Annotated in this window: 13 protein-coding genes; 12 read left to right on the top strand and 1 reads right to left on the bottom strand. The window is 37.9% G+C overall.

The genetic code is table 11. The features are described from left to right. Positions 1-86 precede the first annotated feature (86 nt). The 6 genes from H0W62_00690 to H0W62_00665 all read left to right on the top strand — a co-directional run bounded on the left by H0W62_00690 (position 87) and on the right by H0W62_00665 (position 8,711). Positions 87-2,066 (top strand): peptidylprolyl isomerase, encoded by a 1,980-nt coding sequence (locus H0W62_00690; protein ID MBA3647063.1) that lies wholly within the window; start codon positions 87-89, stop codon positions 2,064-2,066. 30 nt (positions 2,067-2,096) lie between these two features. Further along, positions 2,097-2,963: a hypothetical protein gene (locus H0W62_00685; protein ID MBA3647062.1), complete on the top strand. Its 867-nt coding sequence runs from the start codon at positions 2,097-2,099 to the stop codon at positions 2,961-2,963. 3 nt (positions 2,964-2,966) lie between these two features. Beyond that, positions 2,967-4,322, top strand: a complete 1,356-nt coding sequence (locus H0W62_00680) for a peptidylprolyl isomerase (protein MBA3647061.1) — start codon at positions 2,967-2,969, stop codon at positions 4,320-4,322. Further along, positions 4,298-5,281, top strand: a complete 984-nt coding sequence (locus H0W62_00675) for a MoxR family ATPase (protein MBA3647060.1) — start codon at positions 4,298-4,300, stop codon at positions 5,279-5,281. Before H0W62_00680 ends, H0W62_00675 begins: the two co-directional genes overlap by 25 nt. Positions 5,282-5,353: 72 nt before the next feature. Further along, on the top strand, positions 5,354-6,115 hold the full coding sequence (locus H0W62_00670; protein ID MBA3647059.1) for a hypothetical protein: 762 nt from the start codon (positions 5,354-5,356) through the stop codon (positions 6,113-6,115). 202 nt (positions 6,116-6,317) lie between these two features. Beyond that, entirely contained in the window at positions 6,318-8,711 is a 2,394-nt protein-coding gene (locus H0W62_00665) for a tetratricopeptide repeat protein (GenBank protein ID MBA3647058.1), read from the top strand. Between the two features lie 77 nt (positions 8,712-8,788). On the opposite strand, the gene H0W62_00660 is transcribed toward H0W62_00665, so the two are convergent. Further along, positions 8,789-10,144 carry an adenylate/guanylate cyclase domain-containing protein gene (locus H0W62_00660; protein ID MBA3647057.1) on the bottom strand — a complete coding sequence of 452 codons (1,356 nt, stop codon included), beginning with the start codon at positions 10,142-10,144 and terminating at the stop codon, positions 8,789-8,791. Positions 10,145-10,332: 188 nt separating this feature from the next. Here H0W62_00660 and H0W62_00655 point away from each other — a divergent pair, with 188 nt between their 5' ends. From H0W62_00655 to msrA, 6 genes are all read left to right on the top strand, one after another. Beyond that, complete coding sequence (locus H0W62_00655) at positions 10,333-10,797, top strand: 1-acyl-sn-glycerol-3-phosphate acyltransferase (GenBank protein ID MBA3647056.1); 465 nt, start codon at positions 10,333-10,335, stop codon at positions 10,795-10,797. A 386-nt stretch (positions 10,798-11,183) separates the two neighbouring features. Continuing rightward, positions 11,184-11,489: a hypothetical protein gene (locus H0W62_00650; GenBank protein MBA3647055.1), complete on the top strand. Its 306-nt coding sequence runs from the start codon at positions 11,184-11,186 to the stop codon at positions 11,487-11,489. A 119-nt stretch (positions 11,490-11,608) separates the two neighbouring features. Further along, positions 11,609-12,841 carry a hypothetical protein gene (locus H0W62_00645; GenBank protein ID MBA3647054.1) on the top strand — a complete coding sequence of 411 codons (1,233 nt, stop codon included), beginning with the start codon at positions 11,609-11,611 and terminating at the stop codon, positions 12,839-12,841. Between the two features lie 25 nt (positions 12,842-12,866). Then, the gene (locus H0W62_00640) at positions 12,867-13,100 is read left to right on the top strand and encodes a T9SS type A sorting domain-containing protein (protein MBA3647053.1); all 234 of its coding nucleotides are present in this window, start codon (positions 12,867-12,869) and stop codon (positions 13,098-13,100) included. A 338-nt stretch (positions 13,101-13,438) separates the two neighbouring features. Beyond that, complete coding sequence (locus tag H0W62_00635; protein ID MBA3647052.1) at positions 13,439-14,014, top strand: DUF1579 domain-containing protein; 576 nt, start codon at positions 13,439-13,441, stop codon at positions 14,012-14,014. Positions 14,015-14,186: 172 nt separating this feature from the next. Then, complete coding sequence (gene msrA, locus H0W62_00630; protein ID MBA3647051.1) at positions 14,187-14,870, top strand: peptide-methionine (S)-S-oxide reductase MsrA; 684 nt, start codon at positions 14,187-14,189, stop codon at positions 14,868-14,870.

Here is a 14,870-nt window from a genome sequence, read left to right as displayed (position 1 = left end):
ATTATAATAAATACCATTTGCGTATTGAAATGAATTCATGTAGGTTTGCGCCTCTTAAAATCGCTATAATCAAAATCTTTTCCCCTATGAAAATGATTGTCCTGCTTACGGGCTTAATCACCCTATTAATCTTCTCTGAAAGTTTTGCTCAGGCTCCTTCAACCACAAATCCGGTATTGTTTACTATTGGCAGTGAACAGGTTACAAAAGATGAATTTGTGAAGGTCTATCAAAAAACCAATGTAAGCGGTGAGGCAGATTTTAGTGAAAAATCACTTCGTGATTACCTTGATCTTTATGTGAATTTCCGTTTAAAAGTAAAGCAGTCCCGCGATATGAAGATGGACACTACAGCGGCGGTGTTAAATGAATTTAAAACATACCGCAGTAAGCTTACACCAGCTTACATGTTTGATACTACCATACTGAGACAAGCTTATAACCGCATGCAGAAAGATGTACATATAGAACATGTTTTGCTGAAGCTTGATCCCAATGCTTCCCAGGCTGACACGTTAAAAGCTTATAAACGCATTACTAACTGGAAAAATCAAATAACATCAGGAAAAAAAGATTTCAATACGCTGGCTGCTGATTCATCGAGTGATCCATCAGCCAAAGACAATAAGGGAGATTTAGGATATATAACTGCCCTGCAGGTAATATATCCGTTTGAAACTGCAGCTTACAGCACCCCGGTCGGTAAAATGACTATTGTACGTACCCGTTTTGGATATCATTTAATTAAAGTTCTTGATGTTAGACACTCACGGGGAATGATAACTGCATCACATCTATTTATAAAAGTTGCGCAAAACGCTACCTCCGAGGATAAAACCAAAGCCAAACAAAAAATTGATTCTTTATATCAGGCATTAAAGAATGGCGCCAGCTGGGATGACTTGGTAAAGCAGAATTCACAGGATAAAACATCAGCCGCAAATGGTGGAAAATTGCCATCATTCGGTACCGGACAAATGGTTGGCGAGTTTGAAGACGTGGCATTTGCGTTAAAAAATCCGGGAGATATGTCAGAACCTGTTCAAACGAAATTTGGATGGCATATTATTAAGCTGATTGAAAAAAAACCAATTGGCACCTATGAGCAAACCCGGGACGACATTAAGAAAAAGGTAGAAAATGGTCCGTGGTCAGAATATGCAAAACAATCGTTTTTAAACCAGGTAAAAAAAGAATACAGGTTTACTGAGTTCCCTGAAAAGAAGAAAGTCCTGATGTCGAAAATGGATTCATCACTGCTGAAAGGTAACTGGAATGATTCTGCGATGATGAATATGAATGATGTGCTTTTCACATTTACAGATACCAAATGGGTTCCGGAGAAAAAAAGCTATACTCAAAAGGATTTTGCAGACTTTATTTTAAAAAATCAGCGTAAATTTTTGAACCAGGGTGGGCTGCAAAGCATGTACAATAAACTTTACGATGCCTTTGTGCTTGCAAGTGCTGGTAACTTTGAAGATGCGCGCCTGGAATCAAAATACCCCCCTTTCAGAGACTTGATGGAAGAATACATGAATGGTATATTACTTTTTGATCTGGCAAGTGATAAGGTATGGACAAAAGCAGTGGAAGATACAACCGGATTAAAAACTTTCTATGAGGCAGGAAAAAATAATTATATGGGGCAGGAAAGGGCTCAGGTAACTACTTACATGTGTAAAAATAAGGACTGTGAAGAAGATCTCAAGAAATATATGGCTAAAAATAGTAGCGATAATGATCTGCTTTCAAAATTAAACCGTAAAGGAAAAACAAACCTTACAATTGCGACAGCAGAATTCGAAAAGGGTAAAGAATCAGAAATTGAAAAACTCGGTTGGGGAACGGCTGGCACTACATATACAGTAAACTCCGATTCTGTGTTTAAAATAATGAAAATTGTAAGCATTTTACCACCTGCTCCTAAGCAATTGACCGATGTAAAAGGATATGTAGTGGCAGATTATCAGGAAAATCTTGAAAAGAAATGGATTGCGGATCTTAGACAAAAATATCCCGTGAAAATCAATGAGCAGGTTTTTCAAAGTATTGTTAAAAAATAAGACACTCTTTTTATAGTACTGTGAATAAGCATGAAATTTCCTTTTGACTGCTTTTTTCTTATTGCTCTGTTATGTTCCTGCAACAATTACCATCCGGCTATAAAAGATGAAAAAACCCCAATTGCGCGTGCATTTGACAAATACCTGTACCAATCTGATATTGAGGGGATAGGTAAAGATGCTGCCACACCATTAGATAGTTTGCAGCTTGTTAAAAATTATATTGACAGCTGGATTCGCCATAATCTTATCGTGCATTATGCCGAAGAAAATTTGCCCGCCGATCAACGGCAATTGAATGATCAGCTTCGTGACTACAAAGAATCCCTTGAAATATATCTATATGAAAAAGCACTTCTTCAGGAAAAAATCGATACTTCCGTAAATGATTCTGAAGTCTATAGCTACTTTAAAAACCATTTGGAAACATTCCAGTTAAAAGAAGATATTGTCCGGATGAAGTACGTAATATTAAGACTGACAACCGTTATAAGCCTTGACTCAGTCCGTATTTGGATCAATCATCCTAATGATTTTAATTTCACCAAACTTCGAAGCTTCTGTAAACAGTACGCGATAAATTATGCTATCGGGGATAGCGAATGGTACAATATGCAGGAAGTAGCCGCGTTGCTTCCTGTTGAAAAGATTAATTTTAGCTTCATCAAATATAATAATAAATACATCGAAGTACCGGATTCACAGTATGCTTACCTCGTAAAGTTTGGAGGATACCGTACTAAAGGAAATATTGCACCTCTTAGTTTTGTAAAGGAAGAAATCCGAAATCTTATTATTAATAAAAGAAAGCTGACACTGATAAGCGGCATTCATAAAAGCATTTATGAAGATGCCATGCAGAGGAATGATTTTGAAATTTATGCTTCGAAAAAGTAATTAATGCGCATTATAATTATTATATTTTTATTTCTTATCACCACCATTGTATCAGCCCAAAAAGTGATTGATAAAGTGGTGGGCATTGTAGATGATCGCATCATACTTCTTTCAGATGTGGAAGCCCAATACCAGCAATATGCTTATCAAAGTACTTTACCAGTGCCGGCCGATTTCAAATGTGAAATCTTAAACCAATTCCTTATAGAAAAGCTTCTTATAGCTCAGGCAGTAATTGATAGTGTAACTGTGAGTGATGATGAAGTAGAAAATGAGCTGGATCACCGGGTACGTTCTTTTTCAGGCATGGCTGGAAGCGTGGAAAAATTAGAAGAGTATTATGGTAAATCCATTCTGGAAATTAAGGATGAATTCAGAATCCAGATCAGGGAACAACTCATTGCGAATAAAGAAAAGGGAAACATAATTACTAACATAAAAGTTACTCCTTCAGATGTCCAGCAGTTCTTCAATAGCATTCCTACAGATAGCTTACCCTACTATAATGCGGAGGAAGAACTTGGCGCGTTAATTATCTACCCTAAGGTGAGTATTGAGATGAAAGAATATTCTTACAAAAGAGCGGAAGATCTATTAACACGGATTAAGAACGGAGAAGACTTCTCAGCATTGGCCAGTGCTTATTCAGAAGATCCAGGCTCAGCGGATAAAGGTGGAGAATTAGGATTTGTAAACCGGGGTGAGCTGGATCCGGCTTTTGAAGCTGCTGCCTTTTCTCTTAAAAACCCTAATGATATTTCTAATATTATAGAATCAGCTTTTGGGTTTCATATTATGCAATTGATCGAGCGGCGGGGTGATCGTATTAATGTCCGGCACATTCTTATTAAGCCGAAAACTACCTCTTATGATCTCACGAATGCAGGTAAGCTGGCAGATAGCGCTTATTATCTGATTCAATCGGGAAAATCATCATTTGCTGAAGCCGTTAGCAAGTTCAGTGAGGACGAAGGATCAAAAAATAATGGCGGTATGATTATAAACCCTGCAAGCCAAACTTCCGCATTCAATATAAGTGATCTTGGTACCTATGATCAAAGCCTGGTTACTGCCACAGATACGCTGCAGGTAGGAGCCGTTTCAAAGCCTACCATATTTCACGATAAACAAGGGAAAACGGGCTTCCGACTCATCTATTTGAAATCCAAATCAAGACCGCATCAGGCAAACCTGAGAGATGATTACGATAAAATATCCGGTCTTACTCTTGCGAAAAAACAGGATGAAGCCGTAAATAGCTGGCTTAAGGACCGTATTTCGAAATCATATATTCTTATAGAACCGGAATTTCAAACATGTAAGGTTTTAGACAAATGGACATACAACACTCAACAATAACATTTCAGTCTGATGCGGCTGCAGTAGACGGTTTGGCAAGCTCCTATAAACGACTGACTTCGGAAATTCATAAAGTTATTATAGGCCAGGATGAAGTGGTAAAGTTCGTTCTCATTTCTATTTTCTGTGATGGACATAGTTTATTGGTAGGCGTTCCGGGTTTGGCAAAAACACTTTTAGTAAAAACTATTTCTGACGTGCTTGATCTAAGCTTTAAGCGCATCCAATTTACACCAGACCTGATGCCGAGTGATATTATTGGCTCAGAAATTTTAAACGAAGCGAGGCAATTTCAGTTTAATAAAGGGCCGATTTTTGCAAACATTATCCTTGCAGATGAAATTAACAGAACACCTCCTAAAACACAGGCAGCGTTGCTTGAATCAATGCAGGAGCGGTCGGTAACCTTTGCCGGTCAGTTACATTTGCTGCAGCTTCCGTTTTTTGTACTTGCAACCCAGAACCCAATCGAACAGGAGGGCACGTACCCGCTTCCTGAAGCGCAATTAGATAGGTTCATGTTTAATATTACTTTGGATTATCTGAATATGAATGAGGAAGTGCAAATGGTGAAAAATACTACGAGCGCGCGTCAGTCAATTCTGCAGAAAATCATTTCAGCAGATGATATTCTTTTTTTTCAGCAACTGGTAAGAAAAATCCCTGTTGCTGATAATGTTCTGGAATATGCGGTTTCACTTGCCAGGCGAACCAGGCCTAACACTGAAAAAGCTCCTGCCATTATTAATAATTACCTGTCATGGGGGGCTGGTCCGCGGGCATCCCAATTTTTGGTTTTAGGCGCAAAGTGTCATGCAGCTATTAATGGTAAATACTCACCGGACATAGAAGATGTTAAGGCTGTAGCTGCCCCTATTCTACACCACCGTATTGTTCGTAACTACAAAGCTGAGGCAGATGGTATTTCTGTTGAAGATATTGTTCAAAAAATATTATAAGCTGACCTCATTATTTATCACCTTGAGATAAGCCTGCAGAATTGGAAGTACATTTAAGCTTATTAAATTTATATGCTTCCTGCTGTCAACGTTATACTGTCTTTTATTTTTTTAATCTCTGTAAAGATCGATGCTTCATTTATTACTACGGATTATTTACAGAATGCCTATCTGATTTCCGGAAACAGCTCGCTCGTAAAAATGGATTCTGCAGGCAATATCCTTTTTACTTACAACCAGAATTTATACGGCTCTCTACGCTCTGTAGATGCTACAGATCCATTGAAAATTATACTTACCTATCCGGATTATGGAACAATAGTAATGGTTGATAATACCTTATCAGAACTGTCTGTAATGCGGCTGCGACAAATTGGTATTTTGAATTTTAATGTGGCTTGTGTTGCTTCCCGCGATAACTCCGTTTGGGTGTTCGATGAACAGGACTATAAGCTAAAAAAAATTGACCGTAATAATGCCATTTCACTGGAAAGCAGTGATATGTTTTCATTAATTGGAAAAGCGGTCCATCCCTCCTACATGCGGGAACGGGATCAATATGTATATATAACCGATCCAGATATTGGTATTTTAATATTTGACAATTACGGAATTTATAAAGAAACACTTCCATTTAAAAATATCACTAAATTCCAGGTGCGTAACGACCAGGTCTTATTCCGTGTTCAGAACGCTCTTCACACCTATCAGGTAACAACAATAATGGAACAAAAGATAACACTTCCCGACTCAATTGATATAATGGATATTAGCATTGAGCGGAACAGATTATATCTACTTAAAAAAGATGAGCTTAAACTATTTAAGTTTTAATTTATGAGATAGAAACTGAATTGTTTTTATGAATCTAGAGCATTTTTTATAAAGTTGCAACACATGCACTGCAACCACTAAAAGCTAATTAATTAGGATATACAAGAAGTATAAAGACTTTATGACTTATTTTTATGATATTTAGTATCGTGAGCACTTAAGGTAAGCAGTTGCCATTTTTCATATTTTCTGTCTCAATCCTATGACCGATTACCAGAGTATACAAAATAAAATGCACTTGCTGGAAGAGGACCTCAACTTAGCACTTGAGCCACAGGATCGAATACGAATTTTAAACAGCCTTTCGCGCGAGCTGTATGTCTACTCTCTTGATCGTGCACAATCAATGGCTAAAGAAGCATGGCGCCTCGCTATAGAAATCAAAGATCAGGAAGGCATTGCCGCTTCACTTAACAGCGAAGCTTTATGCTGCCGTATTCGGTCAGACTTTAAGAAGTCACTTCAGCTTTCACAGGAAGCGTTTAAGATTTATGAAAAAGAGGGCAATAAAAAAGGGCTGGCTGAATCGCTGAGTAATATTGCTTTTATGCAGTTGAATATTGAAGAAATAGATGAAGCGTTACCAAATGCCCATAAATCCATTTCTCTTTCTCAGGAGGTAGGCGATATAAAATCCGAAACATTTGCCAACCTGGTAATGGGAATGGTATACGAATGCATTGGTAATTATCCTAAAGCTTTGGAGCATCATTTAAAAACGCTTTCACTTGCCCGAAGCATTAATGATGGCTCTAATGAAGGGGCTGCACTCCTTAACCTCGGAATTATTTTTCGAAAAATTGGAGAAATCAAGAGAGCAATGCAGCATTTTGAGGATTCTTACAAAATATTTCAGGCTCTGAGAATAAAGCTGCTGGAAGCTGCATCGTTATATCATCTGGGAACGGTATATCGCGATTTAGGGGAATATAGCAAAGCACTGCAGCATCTCAGGCTGAGCCTCCAGTACCAGAAAGAATTAAACCATGTACAGGGGCAGGGTGCCTGCCTTATGAATATCGGTACTGTATATCAAAAGCTTAAAAAATTTCAGGAGGCAGAAGAATGTATTCGTCAAAGCATAGAGCTGGCACGTGTATTTGGAAGAAAAAATTATGAATGCAATGGCTTATGCTGTCTCGGTGAATGTTTTATGGAACAAAAAAGGGACCGGGAGGCAATACACTTGCTTGAAGAAGCGCGTGCAGAAGCCGAACAATATGCATTAAAAGAAACGCTGTATAAAATACAATTAGCTCTTGCACGCGCCTATGAAAGACGAAATGATTTCAAAAAATCATTGATATATTTTAAATCCTCAACTGCCTTAAGAGAAGAATTAGTCAATGAAGAATCAAGCCGTAAGAATAAAGGCCTGATGCTGCTGCATGAAGTGGAAACGGCTAAGCGTGATAAAGAAATAGCTATTAAAGATAAAGAACGGGCTGAACAATCTGAAAAATTCAAAGAGCAGTTTCTTGCAAATATGAGCCATGAGATCCGTACACCTATGAATGCGATTGTGGGCCTCATCAATTTACTGTCGAAGACTAAGCTGGAAGCTCTGCAATTAAAATATGTGGATGCTATCCGGCAATCGGCAGATAATCTATTAAGCATTATTCAGGATATTCTGGATTTTTCAAAAATAGAATCCGGACAAACAGAACTGGAAGAAATTAATTTCAGCATTCGCGATTCTGTGGAAATGGTATACAATACCATGCGTTATAAAGCAGAGGAAAAAAATCTCCAATTTTCAGTAACGTGTGATGAGAATCTGCCAGCAGAAGTAGCGGGCGATACTGTACGTTTAAAACAAATTCTTATTAATCTTACGGGCAATGCAATCAAGTTTACTGACAATGGTTTTGTTAAAATTGAATGTACTATTCAGGAAGAGAATGAAGAATTTTGCGCAGTGCATTTTGCAGTAACTGATTCAGGGATTGGAATTCCGGAGCAAAAAATGGACGATGTATTTAAAAGTTTTGTGCAGGCAAGTGCAAGCACTACCAGGAAGTATGGCGGAACAGGGCTAGGATTGTCTATTTCCAAACATCTTGTAGAGATGCAGGGTGGAACGATAGGTGTTACCAGTAAAGTGAATGAAGGAACTCAGTTTTCTTTTACCATTCCTTACAAAAAATTAGCTGCTGAAGAATTCTCTTATGTTCCAATAAATTCAATAGTCTCAGAAAGTTCATTTTCTCTTGATGGCTTGAAAGTATTATTGGTTGAAGACAATAAGTTTAATCAACTGGTAGCTGTTGATACACTTGAATCTCAAATCCCTCACGTAAAAGTGGAGGTTGCTGAGAATGGAAAAATAGCCCTTGAAAAGCTAAAAGCGATGCCTTTTGATGTCATTTTACTTGATTTGCAAATGCCTGAAATGGATGGCTATGAAATGGCAGAACTTGTACGGAACCAATTTGATTCCCCGCTTAAAGATATTCCGATAATTGCGCTTACCGCTAATGCTACCAGGACAGAGCAGGATAAATGCATTGAAAAAAGCATCGATGGCTACATATCAAAACCTTTTCGATCTTCAGACCTGATGGAACAATTACAGTCGGTATTAACTGGGTAATAATTCACTTTGGTTTTCTATAATAAAACATCTTTAATAAATAGTGGCACCTTCATATACATTTTACAGAATTGTAATTATGCCAAACGAAATATTTCAAGCAGGGAACTCTCACCTTTCAATTTTATTTTACCAAGAGACTCAGGATTTTCGTTCTTAATTTTTTCCAGAACATTTCTGGAAATAAGCAGTTGGGAATGAAACTCTTTATTCAATTGCTCTATACGGGCAGCCTGTATAACTACATTCCCTACAATGGAATACTGTTTCCGCAGGTCCGTACCGATATTTCCTGTAATCACCTCTCCGGCATGTATTCCTATACCCAGCCTGATTAAAGGCAATATGTTTTGATCTGCTGCTTCCCGCGTTTTTTTTAAAATTCCGAATGCCGCATCCACTGCGTTTTGGCAATCATTTACGGATGAAAAGGGTGCTCCGAAAGTCGCCATAAATCCATCACCCATAAACTGGTGAATGATGCCATGATATTTATTTACTACTTCCACACCTATTCCAAAGAATCTATTTTGGAAATCGAGCACCTCTTCCGGCTCAAGTTTTTCAACCAATGGAGTAAAATCCCTGATATCAAGGAACATCACTGCAACAAACAAACGTTTATTGTGTATGTCCTTTTTCTCATTTATTATTTGATCTACAATAGCATGTGAAACGTGCTGACCAAGCACCAATCGTATACGATCACGATCGTTTACTGCCTGGTATGTGTTTATGACCCTCCGCTTTATTTCCAGAGCCACGAAGCCGGATGCTACTCCGCAAATAAAAATCACAAAGCTTCTTCCCAAAATAATGGTAGTGGATATCAATAATGGTGATGTTCCCTGCGGAATCTCAACTACGTGGATTAGAACTTTAGCTGCTAAAAAATAGCCTGCTGCTGCTACAAATCCTGTAAGGACAGAAAGCCGGAATTCCAGATGAAGTGTTGATAGCACTATAAATAGAAAATAAAGTAAAGTAAACGGTGTAGAAAGTAATACAATGGTATTCATCCGTGTCAGCAATAGCAGCATCATTAAAGTCGGAAAACTGCTTTCTGCAATAAGGTTAATAATTTGAAAAGAGATTGAAACAGGCTTTTTCTGTTGAATACACTTTTTTACATAAGCTCTTGTAGAAAATTCATATATCAATAAAATTAAAACAGTAATAGAAAATACCGGCAGGAGATTGATTAAAAGAGTATAAACTTTTTCCTCCCTTATTATGAAAAAATTGATGCAACCTCCAATCGCTCCGGCAATAGTGGCCCTGATAAGAATGTTAATTCGAAGCAATTCACTTTTAGAAAGTTCAACACGAAAGCGCTCTTCAAAAGCCGGATCAAATCGGGGTGACATCCATCTTTTGATTCTTCTTACTATGGAAGGGATTCGTATCGTTGTTACATATTTATATAAATCCATCAGTGAATACAAATATAACCGGACTAACCATTAAAGGCAGGCACAGGCTTATTCATTATCTTGACGGTTACTGAATATTTCAATTTTAAAAATTCTATTTCTTGTTCAACCTGTTTTTTAAATGGTTTTATAAGCTCTCAGGCTGGAAGTTAGGTGACAATCTGCCACCAGAAATTAAAAAATGCGTGATGCTGGTCGCACCGCATACCAGCGGTTGGGATTTTATTTACGGTTCAGGTGCCCGGGCGTGGCTGGGGTTCGGAGGAAAATTTTTAATAAAAAGGGAGTTTTTCAAATTTCCTTTCAAGCGCATGTTTATTAAAATGGGAGGAGTTCCGGTGGACCGTACTCAAAACAACAGCATGGTGGACGCCATGATTCAATATATTAAATCTAATGACAGGGCAATTATTGTATTTCCTCCTGAGGGAACACGTAAACGGGTTACTAAATGGAAAACAGGATTTTATTACGCTGCCCTCGGTGCAGACGTTCCCATAGTAATGGCTTATCTGGATTATGCTGAAAAGAAAGCAGGTGTAGGTCCATCCTTTGTTCCTTCAGGTGATATTCAAAAGGATTTTATTATTATCCGGGACTTTTATAAAAATATAACTCCAAAAATTCCGGAAGATTTTGCATTACCGGAATAAAGCAAAAATTAACCAACCCTCTTTGCATTATATAGATAGCTAATATTAAACCCAATTCAGGTACGGGTTTATAGGTTATTTCTTGCTATAATATATAATGGGGCATGGTCTTATAATACGATATACATATAAGAGTTAAGGCATATGGTGCTTTTTATTTTTGTTTGGTTTCAAAAACAGGATGTTTTAGTTTTAGTTAAAACCAAAAACACCATGAAACACTCACAACTTTTAGCCCGCTCTCATATTTTGCGCATTTTTTTATTAGCATTTTATGTGTCTTTTTATTACCCTTTTATTCCTTTGCTTACACCATATCAGGCCTTAAGGCAACGTATAGTAATGGCCAGGTTTTCCTTACCTGGATTAATTCCGATGCAACCAACTTGCAGTATAACGTTTACCGTTCCGCGTCACCTTTTTCAGATCCAAAACAATTAACTGCTTCCTTGCTTCTTGGTTTTGTAAGAGATAACTCAGCCAAGAATATACGCCTTTCACAGCTTGATTCAAAGGATGTCTTTTTCAAAATAAAAGATAACGGAGATCCGCTTTTGAGTAATCAGGGATTGTATGCTGTTACGTGTACCGATAATGAATTCAACTACTTTGCCGTAACAGTAACTGATCTTTCAACCGGTTCAGAAGTAAAAAAAATCTGCCTGGTGATAACAGTTTATCGGCTCCTGTAAAGGAGAAAATTGTACAACCAGAAGCAGTTTTCCAGGATTCCATTATTCAGTCAAATGGTGAAGTAAAAAAAAGATACACGCAATTTGTAAATAATCAGGAGACCAGTCTTTATCCCGCTATGAATAGTACGGGCTCTTATGGATTTAATTTTTCACTCGTAAAAAAAGGCAGCGCTGAGAGCTATCCTCTATTCATTCATTACGATGGCCCTTCATTGGCAGCCCGTGCAAACGGGGGCAAATCTGATTTTATTAATTGCTATGTGCTGTTAGTCGATGATTGGCTGCCCATTCAAAAGAAAGATGGATCCTTTGGGGATAATTCATACATGTGTTGTTACCACCAAAACTTTAATATTTATACCGATCAGAATCCAATACCCACTACCGGAACAGTAAAGACTTATTTGCAAAAAAGATATATTGAATCCGTTCATTATGCAGAACGGCATCTGCCAATCGATGCATCAAGAATTTATACAACCGGTACTTCTCATACCGGATACGGAGCATTGCTTACAGCTGCGATTTATCCTGAAGAAATTTCAGCAGTCTATGATATTGTAGAACCAATTTCAATAGGCTCTAACGGGGTTTCGGTATATGAGGAAGAATGGGGAACCAGCGCTGTTAAATTAAATACTGATGTGCTGATTCCAGGAACCAGTGATCCATTGCTATTCACCAAGCTCAGTGATATGCGGAGGATGACCTATTATAACCGCGAATTAGATGTTCCCTTAATTTTTGATGTTCATGGAAAAAATGATGATAAGGTAGGCTGGACTGATGGAAAGATTGAATGGTTTGATTCTCTGCAGAGCAACCATTATGGAGGTGTTTGGTATTGGGATCAGAGAGAACATGGCGGCGGAGGCAAAAATTTTTCTAATGATGAAACTACTCCGGACATCTACCGCTATCAAAACAATAAATCATATCCGGCATTTTCAAATTGTTCTATAAATCAGGATCCGGGCAATGGCTCAAAAAATGATGGAGATCCCTATGGCGCTATCAATGGCTATCTTGACTGGGACGATTCTATAATTGATAATTCCTGCAATTACTCAGTAAATATATTTATAAAAGATTTTTATGTAGGCGGAGTACTTGATCAGGATCAGTATAAAACATGCACTACCGATCTCACGTTTCGGCGTCTGCAGGATTTTAAGCCATCATCTGGTACCACCATAACATGGAAAAATCTTGATAACTCTAACAATAAGATTCAAAGTGGCTCCTTTACTTACAAAGGAGGTTTAATGACGCTGAAAGGAATGATCGTCAATAAGAGCGGAAATATCATTTTCACTGAAAATCTCCCATTGCCAGAACACACCCGGTAAAGATGCTGCGGAGGATTCAGACCATTTGCAATTTTATTTTACAAAATCGGCTTCAGGATACATTGCTGCTTTTGAAACAGATCAGGCCGAAACTATCGACTTGCTAATGTATGATGTGCGGGGAAGAATAGTTTTTCAGAAGAAAATACACCTTGCCAGCGGTGATAGTTCGTTCGACCTGACTGCACCTGGAAAAGGAATCTATCTCGTGACTATAAAAGGAAACTTCACCTCTCACTCTGAAAAACTTTTATTCTAATTAAATTTTTAGTAACCAAAATCAGGAAGGACGATAAGGTGTTGTAAAACTTACCGGATTCTGCAGAAGGAACCAATAATTTTGGAGTTACCGCACCCGTGCCTGGGATTTACTTACTTAAAATAAAGTGTGAATCAATTGATAATGTATCTAAATTATTATTTTAATTACATTTTTGTTTAGTCCGTCAATTAAGGCGGGTTAAGCAATATCTTTTTTAGATCAGGTTAAAACAATTTTTTACAACTTGGGGATAACCTCACTATTCGTTAATTAAATAACTTTTGGTGTATTCTGAAATACAACAGTTATAGTTATCTTCATGCAAAATTTTTCCGATGAAAACAAAAACCCAACTACTGTTAATCTTATTGTTATTAAGTATGTCAAGAAGCACATTCGCGCAGAATCAACCTTCACAACCGGATATGCAGGCAATGATGGCTAATATGATGCCTGGCCAAGTACAAGCCATGATGGCTAAATCAGTCGGTGATTGGAAGGCCGATATTACCATGTGGATGGATCCATCCCAGCCTGCTTCAAAAACAACTGCAAAGGTAAGGAACGATATGATGATGGATGGGAGGTACCTTTCCACCAAATATACAGGCACTATGATGGGGAAACCGTTTGAAGGAATGGGACTTATGGCCTATAATAATGCCACTAAAATGTTCTATAGCAGTTGGGTAGATAATATGAGTACGGGAATGTCTCAGTTATCAGGTACCTGGAAAGATGAAAATAAATCCATTGAATTGAGAGGTGTCACAAATGATCCTATGTCGGGAAAAGACATGATGATGCGCCAGGTGCTCACTTTTCAAAATGATAATACACAACTTATGGAAATGTACATGACCATGAATGGCCAGGAAATGAAAACAATGGAAATAAAGATGACCCGATAGTCGTTTGGAACAGGATAATAAAATCCCGCTTTGTTTTTTTCCTGAGCGGGATTTTTTATGTAATAGCTTTGAGGCATCACATTAATTTTTTTTAAGTGAAAGCGGCAAAATACCTGGCAATTTCTAAATCTTTCGACATTGATATTCCGTAAATAAATTTTAAATTAAGACCATGAATTATTTATCAAACCTGTTTTTGGTTCTGTTTTTAACGGCCGGTTTTTCATCATGTGCTCAGAAAAACAAGGTAATTTCTCAACCATCTTCCATCGCTGATGCACAACGTGATCTTTCGGGTTACAAGCAGGCTACTTTTGCTGCAGGATGTTTTTGGTGCGAAGAAGCGGTTTTTGAAAGTGTAAAGGGTGTTCAGGAAGCAGTGTCGGGCTATGCAGGCGGGGAAACAAAAAACCCGACCTATGAAGAAGTGGAAACCGGCTCAACAGGTCATGCTGAGACAGTAAACGTATATTATGATTCATCGGTAGTTGATTATCCAACGCTGCTTAAAGTATATTTTGCTGCTGAGGATCCTACGCAGGTTAATGGGCAGGGCCCGGACCATGGAACCCAATACCGATCCATTATTTTTTACAGGAGTTTAAAAGAAAAGCAATTGGCGGAAAATTATATTTCAGAGCTTAATAAATCAGGAAAATATGCTTCTCCAATTGCTGCCCAGATAATACCGTTTAGTATTTTTTGGAAAGCTGAAGATTACCATCAGAATTATATAGCTCACAATCCAGCTAATCCTTATGTGCAGCATGAATCAATTCCCCGCATAAAAAGATTTCAGTCTCAATTACCTGGTTTGGTAAAAGAGGGTCATTCCCTAATTGGTAATGGTAAATAA

It is taken from the genome of Chitinophagales bacterium (assembly GCA_013816805.1).
Taxonomy (GTDB): Bacteria; Bacteroidota; Bacteroidia; order Chitinophagales; family UBA10324; genus MGR-bin340.
This window is presented reverse-complemented; position numbering and strand designations above follow the sequence as displayed.

What these genes read in the sequence shown, in the direction of transcription:
- H0W62_00645 (MBA3647054.1), top strand. Translation starts at nt 11,609, where the DNA reads ATGAATAGTACGGGCTCTTATGGATTTAATTTTTCACTCGTAAAAAAA.
- H0W62_00685 (MBA3647062.1), top strand. Translation starts at nt 2,097, where the DNA reads ATGAAATTTCCTTTTGACTGCTTTTTTCTTATTGCTCTGTTATGTTCC.
- H0W62_00675 (MBA3647060.1), top strand. Translation starts at nt 4,298, where the DNA reads ATGGACATACAACACTCAACAATAACATTTCAGTCTGATGCGGCTGCA.
- H0W62_00660 (MBA3647057.1), bottom strand. Translation starts at nt 10,144, where the DNA reads ATGGATTTATATAAATATGTAACAACGATACGAATCCCTTCCATAGTA.
- H0W62_00670 (MBA3647059.1), top strand. Translation starts at nt 5,354, where the DNA reads ATGCTTCCTGCTGTCAACGTTATACTGTCTTTTATTTTTTTAATCTCT.
- msrA (MBA3647051.1), top strand. Translation starts at nt 14,187, where the DNA reads ATGAATTATTTATCAAACCTGTTTTTGGTTCTGTTTTTAACGGCCGGT.
- H0W62_00690 (MBA3647063.1), top strand. Translation starts at nt 87, where the DNA reads ATGAAAATGATTGTCCTGCTTACGGGCTTAATCACCCTATTAATCTTC.
- H0W62_00635 (MBA3647052.1), top strand. Translation starts at nt 13,439, where the DNA reads ATGAAAACAAAAACCCAACTACTGTTAATCTTATTGTTATTAAGTATG.
- H0W62_00665 (MBA3647058.1), top strand. Translation starts at nt 6,318, where the DNA reads ATGACCGATTACCAGAGTATACAAAATAAAATGCACTTGCTGGAAGAG.
- H0W62_00655 (MBA3647056.1), top strand. Translation starts at nt 10,333, where the DNA reads ATGCTGGTCGCACCGCATACCAGCGGTTGGGATTTTATTTACGGTTCA.
- H0W62_00680 (MBA3647061.1), top strand. Translation starts at nt 2,967, where the DNA reads ATGCGCATTATAATTATTATATTTTTATTTCTTATCACCACCATTGTA.